The organism is Paenibacillus sp. Y5S-9, from assembly GCF_036894235.1.
Taxonomy (GTDB): domain Bacteria; phylum Bacillota; class Bacilli; order Paenibacillales; family Paenibacillaceae; genus Paenibacillus.
Genome location: NZ_CP145887.1, coordinates 1,513,669 through 1,532,920, shown reverse-complemented (window position 1 = coordinate 1,532,920; position 19,252 = coordinate 1,513,669). Strand labels below are relative to the sequence as shown.

Below are 19,252 nucleotides of genomic sequence, written 5' to 3'. Positions count from 1 at the left end.
TTCTTTCAGTTTATCATTGATTGATCAAAAAGACTACATGCCCCATGCGTTCCCAATCGGTGCAATTGCTCTGTATTTCATGTAAACTGGGATATAGTTGTCATATCAAGAACTGGACCTATGGAGGAACTTAATTTTATGCTGCTGCAAGTATCCGGAATTATCAAACGTTTTGGTGTCGATCCAATCCTGGACGGCGTGAACTTACAAATATTAGAACGCGAGCGCATCGGCCTCGTTGGTGTAAACGGTGCAGGAAAATCCACTTTGCTCAAAATTGTGGCGGGTGAAATGTCCTATGACGGGGGACAGATTTTCAAATCCAAAGAAACGACGCTCGGTTACCTGGCTCAGAACAGCGGGCTGCAATCCGACCGCACCATCTGGGAAGAAATGATGAACGTGTTTGCTCACCTGACACAGGCTGAAGCCGATTTGCGTCAGATGGAACGCGACATTGCCGACCCTGCCCAGATGGATGACGAGAAAAAGTACGCGGACCTGCTGGAACGTTATGCGAAACGCTCCGACTGGTTCAAGGACCATGGCGGTTATGAGATGGAAACCCGCATTCGCAGCGTACTGCACGGGATGGGATTCGGCGAATTTTCGCCAGACACCCCCATAGCTACTCTGAGCGGCGGGCAGAAGACACGCCTTGCGCTAGCTCGTATTTTGCTTCAGGCACCTGATCTGCTCATGCTGGACGAGCCTACCAACTATCTCGATATCGCCACCCTTACTTGGTTGGAAGATTATCTAAGGGGTTATTCAGGCGCACTGCTCGTGGTATCCCATGACCGGTACTTCCTTGATCGACTCGTAACGACCATCGTTGAGATCGAACGGCACCGCTCCAAAAAATATACGGGCAATTACAGCCGTTATATGGAACTCAAAGCTGCCGAATATGAAACTCAGATGAAGCAATATGAGAAACAACAGGGCGAAATCTCCAAGATGGAAGATTTTGTTCAGAAAAATATCGTACGTGCTTCGACAACCAAACGGGCGCAAAGCCGCCGCAAAGCCCTCGACAAAATGGAGCGGCTTGATAAACCGATGGGAGATCTGAAAAAAGCCCATTTCTCCTTCGAAACCGCCGTTATGTCCGGCAAGGAAGTGCTTCGAGTGGATCAGCTGTCTGTCGCTTATGATGAGGCTTCTCCATTGTTCCGCAACGTATCCTTCGATCTGCGGCGCGGGGAAACCGTTGCTCTGATTGGACCAAACGGTATTGGTAAATCCACCATGCTGAAGTGTCTGACCGGAAGTTTACGTCCGGTACATGGAGATATCCAATGGGGAACAAAAGTGCAGATTGGCTATTATGATCAGGAACAGACTGGCCTCAATCCGTCCAACACGGTTCTGGAAGAACTGTGGAGTGCCTATCCCGGGATGGAAGAAGCACGCATTCGGACCGTACTGGGGAACTTTTTGTTCAGCGGTGACGATGTACTCAAGAAGATCTCCTCCCTCAGCGGGGGTGAGAAGGCACGTGTGTCTCTCTCCAAGCTGATGCTGAAGGAAGCCAACATGCTCATTCTGGATGAGCCTACGAACCATCTCGACCTGTTTGCCAAAGAAGTGCTGGAAGCGGCATTAATGGATTATGAAGGCACCCTGCTGTTCATCTCCCATGACCGGTACTTCCTCAATAAAATGGCTGAACGGATAGTCGAGCTTCATCCAGGCGGCACGGAGCACTATCTCGGTAATTATGATGATTATGTGGAGAAAAAACAGGAGCTTGAGGACATCGCACGTGAAGCTGCTGAGGCACGTCAGGCTTCAGCCAAGAACTCGTCCAAATCCGATCTGAACACAGTCACAACCGAAAAATCCGGAGCGGCTTCATTCGAAGCGGAAAAACAGGCGAAGCGTGAAGAGCGTAACCGGCAACGCAAGCAAGAAGCTCTGGAACAACAGATTGCGGAGTTGGAAACGAAGATTACAGAGCTTGAGTCACAGATGGCTCTGCCTGAAATCTATCAGGATTACATGAAGCTGCAAGAACTCCAGCAACAATCGGAGGAACACAAAGCAGAACTCACCAAGGCATACGAGGACTGGGAAGAACTAGCTATGGAATAGTACGAATAGTACAGACTCAGACCATGGCTTGATCACTCCAATACAAGTATAGTTGTACCACCGGCTGATTCCTTATTGGGATCAGCTTTTTGTTTGTTGAGGACGAGTATTGAAGCCATGCACCTTATGTTCTGTATGTTCCTTGAGATTGAACTCTAACCTACGAAGGTTAGGAAGCTGTTTTGGCTTTTGTCAAATTTACTCGAATGAAGAGAAATATTTTTATCCCCCTTTTCCTCACACTTATCCACAAGAAAGCAAGATAGCAAGCACATTAATAAGCTTAATTATACAGCGGTAGAATAGCCTTTTACACACAAAAACCATATTTATCCACCAAGTTATCCACTTTATCCACAACTTTGTGGATAGTAAGGAGTCATTCTATCCCCTAAACCCTTTTCCTTTCGAAAACTATACTGGTTTGACTTTGCGGTAGTTACCCACAAATTACACTGGATATGTGGATAACTATAGTCACACCTTGACAAATGTATTCTCCTGCTACTCAATGCACCTCCATAATAAGACAAAAGCAGACCTTTGTTGTTCAAGGCCTGCCCGTCATTTATTTACTATATGCCATGCATATTTACATCGAATTGCAATTGCTACTATTGTCGCTGTAGATGCGATCTGGCAAAGATGTTTTACGCATGTGCTTCTTGTTCATGATGTTCGGAAGATTCCGCCTTCAGCCCAGCAGCATTACAAGCCGCTACATAAGCAAGACCGGCAGCCATGACGATATCATTATGTGTTGCCGTCCCCCGGAACTCACGCCCTGCACGCTCCACGGTAACTACAGCTTCTGCACTTGCACCTTCTCCCCCACTCAATGCATGCATCTCCATATCAACAAATGCAATATCATCGGAAATGCTCTGACCAATCGCACGAATGGTCGCATCCACGGGTCCACCGCCAACAGCGGAGTAAGATTGTTCTCCAGCGCTTGTGCGAATACGTACAGCGGCCATTCGATCCGTCATGCTGCCCGCCGTCACCTGCAATTCAACCAGTTCATAGTCCTGTGCAGGAATATTCATGGTCTGGCTAACCATCTGTAATAACTGGTCATCACTGACCACTTTTTGCTGGTCTGCGGTTTCTTTGAACACCTCATACAATTGCTCCATCTGTTGCTCATCCGGCTCAAAACCATATTTGCGAACCCGATCCTTCAGGGCGTGACGACCGGAGTGTTTGCCCAGAATAATCATGCTGCGCGGGATACCCAGCGCTTCCGGGTCCATAATCTCATAGGTGCTCCGATTCTTCAGCAGGCCATCCTGATGGATGCCAGATTCATGCTGGAACGCATTACGTCCCACCACCGGTTTGTTGTACGCAATCGGGAAGTGCATCGCCCGGCTAATCTGACGTGAAGTCTCATACAGCTGATTCAGCTTAATGTTCGTCGTTGCACCAATTGCGTCTCCCCGAGTCTCCAGCGCCATAATCAGCTCTTCCAGTGCACAGTTCCCCGTCCGTTCTCCGATACCATTGATGGTCACTTCAATCTGGGTAGCTCCATTGGCAATCGCAGCCAAGCTATTGGCTACGGCCAGGCCCAGATCATTGTGACAGTGGGCACTATAGCGAACCTGATCGCCACCTCTTGCACCCTCACGTACCCGGCGGAACATCTCGCCATACTCATGTGGCAGAGCATAACCAACGGTATCCGGCAGATTGATAATGGTGGCCCCTGCTTCAATGGCGACTTCAACCATTTCAATCAGATCATCCATCTTGGTGCGAGCAGCGTCCATGGCTGTGAACTCTACGATGTCCGTGAACTGTCGTGCATAAGACACCATCTCACGGGCCGTAGCCACTACTTCACTACGTGGACGACGCAGCTGATGCTCAATATGAATATCCGAAGAAGAGATAAACAGGTGAATTCGGCGCCGTGCTGCATCCGCTGTTGCTTGAACTGCAGCATCGATATCCCCTTTGACCGCCCGCGCGAATCCACAGATCTCCACGTTCTGCAACTGTCTCGAAATCGCCTGAACCGCCGCGAACTCACCTGGACTGGAGATCGGGAATCCAGGCTCAATGACGTCGATACCCAGAGAAGCCAGTTGGTGTGCCAGTTCAATCTTTTGCTCGGGTTGCAGACTTGCTCCTGGTGCCTGTTCTCCATCGCGCAGCGTTGTATCAAAAATCTCAATCATGCGTTTGTTATTAGTTGTTGTCATGTCCATCAACCTCCATCAAATTTTTATAAATATTTTCGTTACGATCCATGAGCCACAGAACACCCGCTAATCGCCGTCACTGTTGTTATATATTTTGTTTGTAAACGCGTATGTTGTTTGTAGCTTAGTCCTTGGTAATCATTAAAGCCTGTTGAATTTTTAGTGCCTATACTTGATGTTCGATGTTCATTACTCGTTGCATATACTGCTTACCCTCATAACAGAGTGTACGTCGACTTACACCCTGACCTTCTGACTTTTCAATCTCCATATGGTTCTTCCCATGCCCACCCTGCTGCCGGCAGCAAACACAAATAACCCGCCATCTCATATAAGAGACGGCGGGTTATTATCCCCTCCGCGGTACCACTCTTGCTTGATGGGCCAGGCTTGCGCCAGACTCCATCCACCTCGTCGTCTCCGAGATCCAATGGATTGTGCATGTGCACACGACACCACTGGAATTCGGAGAAACACCCTATAACGGGGGTTAACCGTTGCTATGTAACACATGTTGTTGTCCATCAGGACAACTGGGCGATTGATATCGTCCCCACGCTTCCACAGCTCCGTTCCCGGGCGAGATTCGAATGATTCCAGCCACTGCGTCGCACCACCCCGCAGCTCTCTGAGCGCTTTATCGTTCTACTGCTCCCGTTCATCACATTTATAATATGACCTAACTTCATTCATCCTTATTTTGAAAATCAAAAAAAGCCTGCCACCTCATGCAATAATGCAAGAGACGACAGGCTGTTCACCTTCGCGGTACCACTCTTGTTGACTTCCTTCCTGTTCATTCAAGACAACCCCTGAATGCTTTCGCATATCCGGATCACTTGAAGCAGCCTGAAAGCCCCCTCAGTTATCGTCAGTTGATCCTTATAATAACGGTCCTACCGACAACGGCCCATTCACGGAGGCAACCCGTAACCATGTACTTTGGGCCATAATCGGCCTTCGGATTCTCCCGGGGAGTCACCGTGTTCCATCGTTCCGCTTCCAGGTGAGTTTCAGGTTTCCTTCGACTGCGTTGCACCATACCGCAGCTCTCTAAGACCGGGATTGACCTTACTATTCCTGTTCATCGCGTTTATCAGTTCAGGAATCTGAATTCCTGTTTAAATTTGTAACTAAATATACATTCTTTACATCCCAGCTGTCAACTCTTAATCTCAAACTGCCTTACTATACAGATTGAACGGACCATTCCTCCAGAGAAAGTCCAGGATCAGCTTTGGCATCAAATTCAGCAATTTCTCCCCGCTGCCATTTCAGATACGCAGCCGCTCCAATCATGGCCGCATTATCTGTACAATATTCCATTGGCGGGATTAACAGTTCAAGCCCTTCCTTCGTACATCGCTCCTGTAATGCCGAGCGTAACCCCCGGTTAGCTGCAACACCACCGCATAATAACAGTTGACGTGAACCATACTCACGAACTGCTCTTACCGCTTTCTCCACCAGCACTTCTACGACAGATTCCTGGAAACCACGTGCAACCGCAGACGGCTCCAAGGTTTCTCCGCGCATTTTAGCCTGATTGAGCGCATTCAGTACAGCAGACTTCAGGCCACTGAGACTGAAATCATACGAACCTGCTTCCAGCCATACCCGTGGTAGTGGCACCACGTTCTCCGCTTCAGACGCCATCCGGTCCACATGCGGACCTCCCGGATAAGGACAACCCAGTGCACGTGCTACTTTGTCATACGCCTCACCTACGGCATCATCTCGCGTACGACCAATCAGTTTGAACTTGCCTTCGGATTCCATATGCACGAGTTCTGTATGTCCACCGGATACGACTAATGCCATCGCTGGATATTTCAGTTCATGAGTAAGTCGGTTGGCATAGATATGCCCGGCAATATGATGTGTACCAATAAGCGGTTTGCCCAGTGCCATCGCCAGCGTTTTGGCCGCAACGATGCCTACCAGCAATGCCCCAACCAGTCCCGGGCCTTGCGTCACAGCAATCGCACTCAGATCACGCGGACGAATGCCGGACTGCTCGATCGCCTGTTCCAGCATCAACGTAATGACTTCAACGTGTTTGCGTGAAGCCACTTCAGGTACAACGCCGCCGAATGCCTTGTGCGTCTCGATCTGACTTGAGATCAGATTGGACAGCACTTCCCGTCCGTCCTTAACTACAGCTACCGATGTCTCATCACAGCTTGTCTCCACCGCCAAAATGTATGATGGTGCAGAATTTATTTTTTCATTGAGTTCGTTCATGAATCCAGTACGCTTCCTTCCTCTTCGCCGCTCCGGCCTGCAGACGGCAAGTTCGCCCACATAATCATCGCATCTTCCCCATTATCGGAGTAATACCCTTTACGAAGACCTGCCGATTCAAACCCTTTTTTCTGATATAAACGCTGAGCTATGCTGTTCGAAACTCTGACCTCCAGCGTCATTCGTTCCATCCCGAGATAAGCCGCTGTACTCATTAATTCATCCAGTAACTTTTCACCAAGCTTGCGTCCACGATACGCGCCTCTGACTGCAATATTGGTAATATGGGCTTCATCCATAATCGTCCACATCCCGGCATAACCAATGGCTTTGCCTTCCAATTCCATCACCATATATTTAGCAAAATGATTGTGTGTCAATTCATTTTGAAATGCTTCTTCCGTCCAGGGCAGGGTAAAGGCCTCATGTTCAATCTCCATCACATCGGGAATATCCGCGAGTGTCATGAACCTGAACTGAAGCGTTGCTTCCTGCTTATTATTCGCCACGTTGTCCATCTGCTTTCCCCTCCCCCTTCAGCTTTTGCGCAGAAGATTGGCTTCCGCTTCAGAGAGCTGAGTGTAGTTCGGCACCAGCGCATGCACGTCATCACGCTGACCTGCAAGCAGCGCGGCGGCGCCAAGGCGCCCAACCCAGCGGCCTTCCAGCTCATAAGGTACGAGCTGGAGCGCCGTTCCTGCGGGGCAGCGAAGCTCCGCCGCTGCCGCAGCATGAGGGCCCGTCTCGCCGACGATCCAGACGGCTGCGGGCCGCTCTTCCGGCGCCGCCTCCGCCATGCGGGCGGCGAGGGCTTCCAGCCATCCGTCCATCTTGCGGATGGCATCAGGCGCCAGACGCCGGGGCGCATCGCTCCCGGCGGAGGCAAACAGCGCGGTGCACGCTTGACCGCGCCGTGCATCCACAAGCGGAACGATCCAGTGGACAGGGGCAGCACCTGTGCTGCCCTGGTCCGCGGATGGCGTTCCGCCAGCCCCTGCTGCGGCATCCTCTGCCGCAGCTTCCGCCTTGGCGGCGAGGCCGCTGTGCCAGCCGCCCCAGGCGATGGCCTGAAGGCTGGACACCCCGGCTACGGGGATGTCCCATGCCCAGGCCAGTGTCTTCGCCGCGGTCACCGCAATGCGGATGCCCGTGTACGAGCCTGGGCCAACGCCAACGGCAATGCCGTCAAGTTGCTCAGGCTGTGTGTTGCTGGCGGCCAGCAGCTGCTCCATCACCGGTACAACATGTACCGAATGGTTGCGCTCAGCCCGTTCATTGCGTTCTTCCAGTAGCGCATGACCTTCCATCATCGCTGCTGCCATCACTGCGGTGGATGTATCCAACGCCAAAAACCGCTGACGCGGCTCTTTTTGTAAATCTTCCATCATCATTTGACTCCATTCTGTCTGAACTGTCGGCACATGGCTGCATAAATCTCGCCGTACCCATCCAGTGTAATCGTTCGATCCTCCAGGCCCGTTGTTTCAATCTGCACATGCAAATGCTCTTGCGGCAGCAATTCGGGAATGATACTTGACCACTCCACCAGACTGACTCCGGCTCCATAGAAATATTCATCAAGTCCAAGCTCATCCGCTTCTTCCAGCGAAATGCGATATACATCCATGTGATATAAAGGCAGGTGCCCTTCGTACTCCTTGATTAGCGTGAATGTGGGACTGCTTACCACATCACGTACACCCAAATGCCAGGCAAATTTCTGTGAAAATGCCGTTTTTCCCGCGCCCAAATCACCATCCAAAGCAATCACCATACCGGCGTTTGCCTGTCTGGCGAGTGCGGAAGCAAGTGCTTCTGTATCTGCAATGCCATGGGAGTGATACACCCACTGCTCGTGCGTCTGATTCAATATTCGCCCCACCTTTGGCGGTCTAGCCGCCTGAGTTCACTTTGAACCTTATTATATCGGTCCCTTTCTTCCCCCGCAACATCCAAGGAGGCAAGCCGAAATATAAACATGCATGATTAGACGTGTCTCAAAACTCGCTTCCTTCGAAGTTTCAGACACCTATTAGGAAAAACCAAAAACCGGCACCTCTCGGTACCGGCCGTGTTATGCACATATTTCAGCTTTTATTCATTCTCCGAATTCTCAATCACTACTACATGTTACCTCTATCTACTCCTCCAAACGATCCACACGTACCGTCTGAGTATTTCCGGGTCTGCTGCCAACCTGAACGGTCGCCATGCCGTTGGCTTCATCAACGTTCTCGATCCAGACTGGATCTCCCTCCAATGTAACGGCAATGGTATCCTTGGAATCATAGATCGCTTTGGCGCGCTTTGCATCCATCATCTTATTCATACTCCCCTTCCGGATCATCATGTGATTCTCGAACCATGCTATCTGTTGTACTTTCACCAATATAACCGTTATCTTCCGTAACCTGTCCCCCGCCTAACCCTTCATTCACCATCCGGTCAATGTCGAGCATGAACGACTCCCGATCAAGGGGCAATTCTTCAGAAGTGACCGCTTCCCAATTCACATCTGTTGCTGGTGTATAAAATTCTTCAGCGCTTTCGGCTTCCCCAAGAGGGTACGGAGAAAATGCATGCTTGTGTGCTTCTTCTTCATCACGTCTGTTTTTCAATATTGCACCTCCCGGCATATGTGCTGCGAGAATAACTACCTGTCCCATGCTCGTCATCCTGTCGGAATCCAAGCATGTTTCTGTTATCATCCCCGAGTCTCGCCGAACCATACGAATTCGTTCGTCCATTAGACGATTATCCCTTGCGCCAGATGCCCATACTATTAAATATAAATCCGTGTTCAAAAAGTCCGGTTTCAGTACCGAGAAGATGGAATTTTTGAACAACCTCTAAAAGGTACCTCAATGAAAGGAGCCGATCTATGCATACCGTCTGGAAAGGTGCAATCAGTTTTGGCCTTGTGCATGTCCCTGTCAAAATGTTCTCGGCTACCGAAGACAAAGACATCTCCATGCGATACATCCATAAAGTCTGCGGCAGCCCGCTCGCTTATGTTCGTCAATGTCCATCCTGTGAAGTGGACGTCAAGTGGGAAGAGATTACCAAAGGCTATGAATATGAAAAAGGAAAGTTTGTACTCTTCGAGAAAGATGAATTGGAAGCGTTAAATGATTCCACCAGCAAAACCATTACCATACTGGATTTTGTCGACTTGACTGAGATTGACCCGATCTATTTTCAGAAAACATATTACCTATCGCCCGATCAGGCTGGGGGAAATGCCTACCAACTGTTGATGAACGCGATGCGGGATACCGGCAAAATTGGCATCGCCAAAATCTCCATTCGCTCGAAGAGCAGTCTGGCTGCCATACGCGTGCTGGAAGATTGCCTCTCCATGGAGACAATTTTCTATCCGGACGAGATTCGTCCTGTCTCCCAGGTGCCCAACTTGCCGGAAGTTCAGAACGTGAATGAAAAGGAACTTACGATGGCAAAGTTGCTGATTGATCAATTGTCCACGCCTTTTGAACCCGTTAAATACACCGATGACTATCGCAGCAAACTGCTGGATCTTATCCAGCACAAAGTGGCAGGCGAAGAAATTAAGATTGCTCCAGCCAAACCTGAAGCCAATGTGATGGATTTGATGGCTGCCTTGCAGGCAAGCATCGAGGCCGTGAAGCCTATTCCGGCTGACCCTGGAACAACAACGGCCAAGCCTAAGAAACGTGCACCGCGAAAAACGCCTGCTCAAGCGGTTGCCGGAGGAGAATCCGATACACCTGCTGCACCAGCCAAAAGAAAAAAGGCCACATCCAAACCAAAAGTTTGACTGTCACCCAGGCAAGACCGTTTCCGTTATATAACTCATGTAATGATGTTTACTCCGATCCGGCTTCACAGTCGGATTTTTTTGTTTTACAGAACTATCGAAGCAGTTCTTGTCAATACAACTACAGCTATAATTGCAGAATACGATTGACGAAAGCTGATTTATATTTTATATTAACTTATGAAAAGTAACTTATTTATGAATATACAGTCACCCTGTACTTCTGCTTCAACAATATGCAATTAAATAATCCGTTTTCAACGCATATACACAATCAAACGAGAACCCATATTATCTATTCTCAGGAGGAAACAATCATGAATACAACGTATCAAATCCCTGCGACAACCCATCTGGGTGAAGTGAGTCTACGAATTATGAACCTAGAGCGTTCAATTAAGTTCTATACCGATGTCGTTGGATTGAAATTACTGGAGCGTAGCGGCAAAGTCGCAACGTTGACAGCCGACGGAAAACAGTCCCTGCTGCGATTGGAAGAGCTCACCGATGGAATTACCCTGCCGGAACGCTCACACGCTGGCTTGTATCATTTCGCCATTCTGCTGCCTGACCGCAAGTCCCTGGGTCTATCTCTTCGTAATCTGGCTGCATCCGGTATCGATATCGGCCAAGGCGATCACTTGGTCAGCGAAGCCTTCTATATCTCCGATCCCGATCAGAACGGGATTGAGATCTACGCTGACCGTGCACGTGATACGTGGAAACGGGATAGCGACAATAACTACGTGATGGCAAGTGATCCTGTTGATGTGGAAAGCTTGTTTGCCATATCGGAGAATGAACCTTGGCAGGGTCTGCCTGCTGGCACCGTTATTGGTCACGTACATTTCCACGTCCGCAGCCTGGAAGAAGCCCGCAACTATTACACCGGCATACTCGGTTTTGATATCGTGGGTAACTTCGCGAACATGTCAGCACTATTTGTATCCGCAGGCGGTTATCATCATCATCTGGGACTTAATATCTGGGCAGGAGTGAATGCACCTGTTAATCCAGATAACGCTACAGGAATTGACTACTTCACCATTGTGTACGCCACAAACGAACAATTGGATCAGGCACTTGAACAATTGCGTCAATCCGGTGCAGTCGTTACACAAGTGGAGGGTACCTGGTTTACGGTAGACCCACAAAATATTCGTATCCGTCTGACAACTGCGAACTGAATTTTGTTTAGGCGTTAGAATATGTTTGCTTAACCTCATTTTATTAAGCCCGGGTAACTGATTTCTCTGCATCACAGAGAGATCGGTAGCACGGGCTTTTTGAGTTGGCTTTTATAAAACTGGCACAATTGGTGCATTCTAACCAATACATAGACAAGATATGTTAAGGAGATACCTCATGATCGAAAAGGGACGTTTGACTGTTAGACAGCTCGCTTCACTCATGTTCCTGTGCACAATTGGGGAGCAGATTCTGGTCTTCCCTTCCATGATCACATCCTACGCTCATCAGGATGCCTGGTTATCAGCCTTGTTGGGAGTCGCAGGGGGCCTTGGCATACTCTTCATTATGCTTGTTGCCTACAAACTGCATCCCCGGTTAAATCTGATTCAAAATGCCCTTCGAACACTGGGACCCTGGATCGGAACCTTGTTTGGCTCTTTTTATCTCTTTTATTTCCTGCTCAGTACCTCGACGTTCATTAGGGAGATTGGCGATTTTATGTCTACCCAGATCTTGCCGGAATCTCCATTACTGATTCTGCATTTGGTTTTTATGTGTGCGCTTGTCTGGGGGCTTCTGTCGGGTCTGGAGAGCATTGGTAAAACTGCTGAGGTCTTTCTTCCTCTGATCGTGTTGTTTCTGCTTATTCTGACGGTATGTCTAATCCCCCATGTACATTTGGCCAACATCCAACCTGTGCTTGCACAAGGATTTCTTGATCCATTCAAAGGTTTTGTTGCTGTACTTACATATCCCTACTGTGAACTATGCATCTTCATGATGCTTTTTCCCTACACAAAAAAAGAGCCCCATCTGGAGAAGGACATCCTGTTAGCAGGGATGATTGGCGGATTGTTACTCACACTGACGCTCAGTATGTGTCTGCTCGTTATGGGACCATGGATGACCCAGCATCACTGGTTCGCTTCATTCATTCTTTCACAGAAAATCAATATCGGAAACTTTATGCAACGCATCGAAGCCTTCATAGCATCGGTCTGGATTATCGCTGTTTTCTTCAAAGCCGCTCTGTTCTTCTATGGTTTTGTCCTGGGCGTCGCTCACCTGTTTCGCTTGTCCAGTCACCGTTCTCTGATCCTGCCGGGTGCCATGCTTATTCTCGCCATGTCTATTCTAATCTCTCCGAACGAGAACTTTTATCTCAAGGTCGTTATTCCCTATTGGATTGATTGGGATCTGACCTGTGGCATAGCACTTCCGTTACTTCTAATTCTGGTGCAACATATGAGATCCCGCTTCAAAAAATATAGTAAAATTCCGAATTAACCTGCGCTAATTGGTGTACGAGAGAGGAGTTCCCCATGTTCAAACCGTTGATTCCGTTCGAACCTATCTCCAGAGATACTTTGCCCACAGGTCCGCAATGGATTGCCCAGGTCAAGTGGGATGGAGTCCGCATGCTTGCCTATGAGGACGGGCATGAGCTGCGCCTGGTGAATCGCAGATTACATGATCGAACCGCACAGTATCCCGAGCTGGTAACACCACGCAATTTATGTTCAGGAACCTCTTATATCTTGGATGGAGAAGTTATTGCGCTGGACCCGGACACCGGAAAACCTTCGTTTTATCACGTTCTGCGGCGGGATCGGATGAGCAGACCCGAAGGTATCTCCCAAGCCATACATCAGATTCCAGTCACATATATGGTATTTGATATCCTGTTTTATGAGGGGAAATGGGTGACGGATCAGCCTTTGGCAGATCGACAGCGCCTGTTGCACGAGGTCCTTAACACCGCTCCCCATGTTCAGGAGGTCACCAATACACTTGATGCCTCTTCCCTGCTTACGGTCATGAGACAACATCAGATGGAAGGCATTGTCTGCAAGGATCTCACCAGCAGTTATGGCATACAGGGCAAGGACCAGCGCTGGCAGAAGGTCAAAATTATGCATGATGTATACGCCATGATCGGGGGAGTCACGTACCGGAGCGGTATTGTAAATGCCGTCGCGGTTGGTGTATATGATGGGCCTGATTTTGTCTATATTGGTCATGTTGGGACTGGCAAACTGAACTCCAATACGTGGCGGGAACTCACACATCAAGTCGAGCCTCTGATCAGGCAGGACAGGCCGTTCCATAATGTACCCGAGCGCAGTGCAGAGACCACCTGGGTCGAACCGCGAATAGGAGTCAAAGTGCAATATATGGAGCTAACTCATCATAATACTCTACGCCATCCCAGTATTCAGACCTTCGCGGATGTAACCCGTGAGGATTGTCTGGCGAACCAGCTTCTTCAATGAGTCAGTCCAAGATTGATTACACGTATAGGAGGTATTCCATATGGCCCCCAAGATCCAGGGAACCATCATAATAGAAGGCATAGAACTGACGGTCACGAACCCAGACAAGCTGTTATGGCCGGATGCAGGTGTCACCAAAGCCATCTATCTGCAAAAGCTGGCCGCTCTGGCTCCTTATCTGCTCACGTATACGAGCAATCGACTTCTGACCACAATAAGGTATCCTCACGGTGCTGGAGGGACATTTTTCTATCAAAAGAATGCCCCTGAGCCTGTACCAGATTATGTGCGGACTGAAGTTCACGACGGCATCCGCTATGTAGTCATGAATGGACTTCCCGAATTGTTATGGCTTGGCAATCTGGCCGCACTTGAATTTCATCCTTCACTGCATGCTGTGGGGAGCCATCTTCCCAGTGAATGGATGATTGATCTGGACCCCTCTCAGGAACATGAACCCCGGATCATGCAAGCTGCACTCATCGTTGGCGAAACCCTGACTTCCCTTGGTCTGAGGTCGATTCCCAAAACTTCGGGCGCAACAGGCGTTCAGATCATCGTTCCGATTATTCAAGGTGTAACCTTTGATGAATTACGAGATATCGGTTATTTTGTGGGCAAATATGTCACTCAAAAGCACCCGGATCTGTTCACACTGGAACGACTTAAAAAGGACCGTGGAGATCGCATTTATTTTGACTACCTCCAGCATTATGGTGGCAAGACCCTTGCCGCTCCCTATACACCACGTGCCAAATCCGGCGCCACTGTCTCCACACCCCTTACCTGGGAAGAGGTTAGAAGTAACGTCTCCATCCAGGATTACCATCTGATGAACATTATTGAACGTTTGAACAAAACCGGTGATTTAATCGCAGCTGTTGAACCCCAACCGGTAGAGCTCATTCTCAAACATTTGAAGAAAAAATAGCCGACTCCCTCATCACAAGGGTGTCGGCTATTATCATTCATGCGTATATAATTCGCTAATGGATACCTTTTTTCTTGAAACGTCCGCCCTTCACGTCATGAATGTTACCGATAGCCACAAAGGCTTGCGGGTCCCAATCTTCAACGATGGTCTTCAGCTTCGCTTCTTCCAAACGGGTGATCACGACAAAAATGATCTTTTTCTCGTCCCCGCTGAATCCGCCCTCTCCATCGAGGAAAGTTACACCACGACCAAGACGGTCTGTCAGGGCTGAACCGATATCACGATATTTCTCACTAATGATCCATACCGATTTGGACTGGTCAAGTCCTTCATTCACAATATCAATCATCTTCATCGCAATATAATATGCAATCATGGAATACAGGGCATTCGGCCAGCCGAATACAAATCCTGCACCTGCGAAAATAAACACGTTAATGAACAATACGATCTGTCCTACAGACAAAGGTGACTTCTCACTAAGCAAGATGGCCACAATCTCCGTACCATCCAGTGAACCGCCAGACCGAATGACAAGTCCAACACCCACACCCAGGATCAATCCGCCAAATACAGCTCCGAGCAAAGGCTCCCCTGGTGTTAATGCAGGAACATGGTGCAATAATGATGTCCCGATGGACATGACCACAATCCCCAGCAACGTGGATAACGCAAATGTTTTACCAATCTGCTTGTAACCCAGAATCAGGAAAGGCAAGTTGAGCAAGGTCAGGAATACTCCGAGTGGCAAATTTGTAAGTTCTGACACCATAATTGAAATCCCCGTAATCCCACCATCAATAACACCATTCGGTACGAGAAACACTTCAAGCGATACAGCCATTAGTGCAGCACCGATCAGAATCATCACAATACGTTGCAGCAGCTTTAATGTAAACACCGAGCTTTTGACCCCGCGGTCAGCTTGCTTGGCTGTTAGTTCTTTCACCGTTACATTAGACATGGTATCCCCCCCGTTAAATCAGTGTGTGAATCCATTTTATAAATCATTTAAATACTCAGGGTGAATCTACATATGGAGAACAGCAAACTGCGTTCTATATGTACCCTGGCTATACAGCGCAAGCATCTAAAGGCGATATAAAATGGATTCAAAATGTTATTCATCCCGGTTTGCACTTTCAAAAGAGAGCAAAAGGGAGCCTGTTTTCCCGCAGACTCCCCTCCTTCGCCAAGACATGATTTATATATCTATTATATCATAAAAGATCAAATTTGCGCAAAATACTTAGCAAAAAGAAGATAAATTCACAAAAAGTGAACTTATCTTCAGAAATCTGCCCTAAATCGGCTAAAGAAGCGGAGAAAGCATCCGAGAAAGCATTTCTGCACCTTTTTGCCGTCGTGAACGCTTCTGAAATACCTCCCCATCGATCTGACTGCATTCCCCGAGATCACGTTCAAAGTCAGTGATCAAACGACGAATCGGAGAGGACTCGAACAGGACAGCCGTTAACTCAAAATTGCAAAAAAAACTGCGCATATCCATATTGGCCGTGCCTACCGTTGCAAGCAACTCATCCACAATCATCACTTTGGCATGTACAAAACCTTTGCGATATTGGAAAAACTCAACACCTGCTCGCAGTAACTCCTCTACGTATGAAAGGGACGCCAAATGAACAAGCTTTGAATCGGATTGATACGGAATGATAATTTTCACATCAACGCCACTGACAGCAGCTGTTTTGAGTGCCTCATACAGGGCAGGATCAGGAATAAAATAAGGGGTGGTAATGTAAATCCGGTCACAGGCTACCGAAATGGCCCCAAAACACATTTCCTGAATCGCATCCCAGTCCTGATCCGGCCCACTGGCCAGAATCTGAATTCGTTCTTCCCCGCTACAGATATGAGGTGGAAACAATTCCGCAAGCTGGGGTTCGGTAATTCGCTCACCGGAAGCCAATTTCCAGTCGTTAAGAAACGTACTTTGCAGGAAATATACAGCATCTCCCTCGATCTGCACATGTGTATCCCGCCAGAAACCCACCTCCGGATATTGTCCAAGGTAATCATCGCCTACATTGATGCCACCCACGAAGCCAACCTGTCCATCCACAACGACTATTTTACGGTGATTCCGGTAGTTGACTCTTCGGTCAATCGTGGCAATCAGTGGCGGTAGAAAATAATGAAACTCCACACCTGCATCCTGCAGTTTGCGGATAAAACTCCAGCTCATCTTGTGACTGCCGAGACCGTCACATATAAACCGAACCTTCACGCCCTCCTGTGCCTTGCGAATCATGACATCCTGAAACTTCGTACTGATCACATCATCACGGAAAATGTAAAATTCCACATGCAGATGGTGCTTTGCTTTTTCCATTTCCCTCAGCATTGCCGCAAATGCCTCTTCACCATTTGTGAGCACCGTACTGTGGTTACAACCTGTAATCGGGCTCTCCGACAGATGAGATAACAGGTTAAACAATCGATGCTGGTGACTGAAACGATCGCCCGGCATCTGTTCGACATCTCCAATGATGTGGGCTTGTTCCCAGATCGTTTCCTTCATTTCACGGAAGATGCGCGATCCACCCTTGCGGAGCTTTTTTCGTTTGTTATAATCCTGCGCCACAAAATAGTACACTACAAAACCGATCAAAGGCACGCAGAACAAAATAAACAGCCAAGCCACAGCTTTAGCCGGATTACGAAATTCCAGCAAAAGAATTGTGGCTGCCTGGAAAATAAATACGAGTAATATAATGACCAGCCAGAACATTCGGCTTCCTCCTCAAGTGGCAAGCTTCATGACCTTGCCTTTCTCTCACCTACACATCTTTGACGATTATGTATACAGCTAATCATAGATACCCAATGTACCCCCTATTCGTAACGTTTGCTTAGATAAAACTTTACATAAGCAGACGGAATACTTCATTCTGGAAATTCAAATTTCTACTTTGTTCATTGTATATTCTGACTGTGTTACCTTCTACATATCAGTTTAATGATGGAGCAGATTCGCATTGTGACGCCAATCTGCTCATTCCGCCTTCCAGACTCTTCCTCATTTCTTTGTCTGGAGGTGGTCTTCTTACGTAAAATTAGATATAATAATCGTTAAAAACTTATTACTTAAAGGAGAACAGTAGTGAATGGACAGTGAGAGGTATGCGTTAAATTTAGTATTGGTTGCGATTTTGATAGGACTTTCGGCGTTTTTTGTCGCAGTGGAATTCGCTCTGGTACGGGTTAGACCGAGCCGGATCGACCAAATGATTGCAGAAGGAAACAAGCGTGCGCTGGCTGTTAAACAAGCCGTTGCCAATCTGGACGGATATTTGTCTGCCTGCCAGCTTGGAATCACGATCACATCTCTGGGACTGGGCTGGCTGGGAGAACCAACGGTAGAGAAGATTCTCCACCCTGTGTTCGAAAGCATGCAAATTCCTGAGGCGGTTTCTTCATTCTTATCGTTTGTTATTGCGTTTGCTTCCATCACGTATCTGCATGTTGTGGTTGGTGAACTCGCTCCAAAAACGATTGCAATCCGGAAAGCCGAGACTGTTGCACTGCTGACGTCTACACCTATCATCTGGTTTAACCGAATTATGTATCCTTTTATCTGGCTGTTAAACGGCTCAGCGAACCAACTGGTAAAACTGTTCGGAATCAAACCTGCTTCTGAACATGAAGATGCACACTCCGAAGAAGAGTTGCAGATCATCATTAATGAAAGCTTTGAAAGTGGTAAAATCAACCAAGCCGAGTTCGGTTATGTAAGCCGGATCTTTGCTTTTGATGAGATGTTAGCCAAAGAAATTATGGTACCCCGGACCGATATGGTCTGCCTTTATGTGAATAGAACAAACGAGGAAAACCTGGAGATCATTCGTGAAGAACAATATACACGTTTTCCAGTAGTGAATGAGAGTAAAGACGATATCATCGGTATCATTAATACGAAACAATTCTTCCTGGAACTATACGGAAACGATGAACCTGTCGATCTATCCTCCCTGATTCAGCCTGTATCGGCTGTTCACGAAACAACTCCTGTGAAGGACTTGCTCAAGAAAATGCAGAAGGATGGCGTACATATCGCCGTACTTGTCGACGAATATGGAGGAACTTCCGGAATTGTAACCATTGAGGATGTGCTTGAGCAGATTGTTGGTGAGATTCGCGACGAGTTCGACGCAGACGAAGTGGAAGATATTCAAGTCATCAATGAGAACTATGTCATTATGGATGGCAAGGTTTCCTTATCGAAGGTGAACGACATGTTTATGTCCAGCCTGGATGCAGATGAGTGGGACACCATTGGTGGATGGCTCTACAGCCATCGTCCCGAGATGAATGAACAGGAAGAATATGAGTTCGAGAATCTAATCTTTGTTTTGCTGGAAAAAGACAAGAATCGGTTCTACAAAGTGGCCGTTGTTCCCAAGGAACCACTGACCATGTCTGATTATACCGATGAAGACGAGAAAGAGTCCAATTGGTCTAAATAAAGCAAATTTAGAAATAAGAA

At 48.0% G+C, this 19,252-nt stretch carries 16 protein-coding genes and 2 other annotated features; of the genes, 7 read left to right on the top strand and 9 right to left on the bottom strand.

Features of this window, described 5'->3' with window-relative positions:
• Window positions 1-138: 138 nt before the first annotated feature.
• Entirely contained in the window at window positions 139-2,097 is a 1,959-nt protein-coding gene (locus V6669_RS06695; RefSeq protein WP_338592023.1) for an ABC-F family ATP-binding cassette domain-containing protein, read from the top strand.
• Window positions 2,098-2,747: 650 nt separating this feature from the next.
• Here the strand turns inward: V6669_RS06695 and V6669_RS06690 are convergent.
• From V6669_RS06690 to V6669_RS06660, 7 genes are all read right to left on the bottom strand, one after another.
• Entirely contained in the window at window positions 2,748-4,307 is a 1,560-nt protein-coding gene (locus V6669_RS06690; protein ID WP_338592020.1) for a 2-isopropylmalate synthase, read from the bottom strand.
• 331 nt (window positions 4,308-4,638) lie between these two features.
• Window positions 4,639-4,978, bottom strand: a binding site (T-box leader).
• Between the two features lie 67 nt (window positions 4,979-5,045).
• Window positions 5,046-5,404, bottom strand: a binding site (T-box leader).
• Window positions 5,405-5,495: 91 nt separating this feature from the next.
• Window positions 5,496-6,551, bottom strand: a complete 1,056-nt coding sequence (gene tsaD, locus V6669_RS06685; RefSeq protein WP_338592017.1) for a tRNA (adenosine(37)-N6)-threonylcarbamoyltransferase complex transferase subunit TsaD — start codon at window positions 6,549-6,551, stop codon at window positions 5,496-5,498.
• Window positions 6,548-7,069 (bottom strand): ribosomal protein S18-alanine N-acetyltransferase, encoded by a 522-nt coding sequence (gene rimI, locus V6669_RS06680; protein ID WP_036668955.1) that lies wholly within the window; start codon window positions 7,067-7,069, stop codon window positions 6,548-6,550. The genes tsaD and rimI overlap by 4 nt, the downstream gene beginning before the upstream one ends.
• Before the next feature lie 18 nt (window positions 7,070-7,087).
• On the bottom strand, window positions 7,088-7,936 hold the full coding sequence (gene tsaB, locus V6669_RS06675; protein WP_338594867.1) for a tRNA (adenosine(37)-N6)-threonylcarbamoyltransferase complex dimerization subunit type 1 TsaB: 849 nt from the start codon (window positions 7,934-7,936) through the stop codon (window positions 7,088-7,090).
• Between the two features lie 2 nt (window positions 7,937-7,938).
• The gene (gene tsaE, locus V6669_RS06670; protein ID WP_338592012.1) at window positions 7,939-8,421 is read right to left on the bottom strand and encodes a tRNA (adenosine(37)-N6)-threonylcarbamoyltransferase complex ATPase subunit type 1 TsaE; all 483 of its coding nucleotides are present in this window, start codon (window positions 8,419-8,421) and stop codon (window positions 7,939-7,941) included.
• Between the two features lie 270 nt (window positions 8,422-8,691).
• On the bottom strand, window positions 8,692-8,868 hold the full coding sequence (locus V6669_RS06665; RefSeq protein ID WP_026081228.1) for an H-type small acid-soluble spore protein: 177 nt from the start codon (window positions 8,866-8,868) through the stop codon (window positions 8,692-8,694).
• Window positions 8,869-8,872: 4 nt separating this feature from the next.
• Window positions 8,873-9,169, bottom strand: a complete 297-nt coding sequence (locus V6669_RS06660; protein ID WP_338592010.1) for a hypothetical protein — start codon at window positions 9,167-9,169, stop codon at window positions 8,873-8,875.
• Window positions 9,170-9,432: 263 nt separating this feature from the next.
• On the opposite strand from V6669_RS06660, the gene V6669_RS06655 reads away from it, so the two are divergent.
• From V6669_RS06655 to ligD, 5 genes are all read left to right on the top strand, one after another.
• The gene (locus V6669_RS06655) at window positions 9,433-10,347 is read left to right on the top strand and encodes a Ku protein (protein WP_338592007.1); all 915 of its coding nucleotides are present in this window, start codon (window positions 9,433-9,435) and stop codon (window positions 10,345-10,347) included.
• A 317-nt stretch (window positions 10,348-10,664) separates the two neighbouring features.
• The gene (locus tag V6669_RS06650; RefSeq protein ID WP_338592005.1) at window positions 10,665-11,534 is read left to right on the top strand and encodes a VOC family protein; all 870 of its coding nucleotides are present in this window, start codon (window positions 10,665-10,667) and stop codon (window positions 11,532-11,534) included.
• A 178-nt stretch (window positions 11,535-11,712) separates the two neighbouring features.
• Window positions 11,713-12,825, top strand: a complete 1,113-nt coding sequence (locus V6669_RS06645; RefSeq protein ID WP_338592003.1) for an endospore germination permease — start codon at window positions 11,713-11,715, stop codon at window positions 12,823-12,825.
• 35 nt (window positions 12,826-12,860) lie between these two features.
• Entirely contained in the window at window positions 12,861-13,811 is a 951-nt protein-coding gene (locus tag V6669_RS06640) for an RNA ligase family protein (RefSeq protein WP_338592001.1), read from the top strand.
• A gap of 40 nt (window positions 13,812-13,851) precedes the next feature.
• On the top strand, window positions 13,852-14,742 hold the full coding sequence (ligD, locus tag V6669_RS06635) for a non-homologous end-joining DNA ligase (RefSeq protein ID WP_133386729.1): 891 nt from the start codon (window positions 13,852-13,854) through the stop codon (window positions 14,740-14,742).
• A 55-nt stretch (window positions 14,743-14,797) separates the two neighbouring features.
• Here ligD and V6669_RS06630 read toward each other — a convergent pair whose 3' ends face one another.
• Both V6669_RS06630 and cls read right to left on the bottom strand, forming a co-directional pair.
• Window positions 14,798-15,709, bottom strand: a complete 912-nt coding sequence (locus V6669_RS06630) for a YitT family protein (RefSeq protein WP_036611290.1) — start codon at window positions 15,707-15,709, stop codon at window positions 14,798-14,800.
• Between the two features lie 348 nt (window positions 15,710-16,057).
• Window positions 16,058-17,497, bottom strand: coding sequence for a cardiolipin synthase (gene cls / locus V6669_RS06625; protein WP_047841979.1), 1,440 nt, complete (start codon window positions 17,495-17,497; stop codon window positions 16,058-16,060).
• Window positions 17,498-17,873: 376 nt separating this feature from the next.
• Here cls and V6669_RS06620 point away from each other — a divergent pair, with 376 nt between their 5' ends.
• Entirely contained in the window at window positions 17,874-19,232 is a 1,359-nt protein-coding gene (locus tag V6669_RS06620; protein ID WP_091033797.1) for a hemolysin family protein, read from the top strand.
• Window positions 19,233-19,252 lie beyond the last annotated feature (20 nt).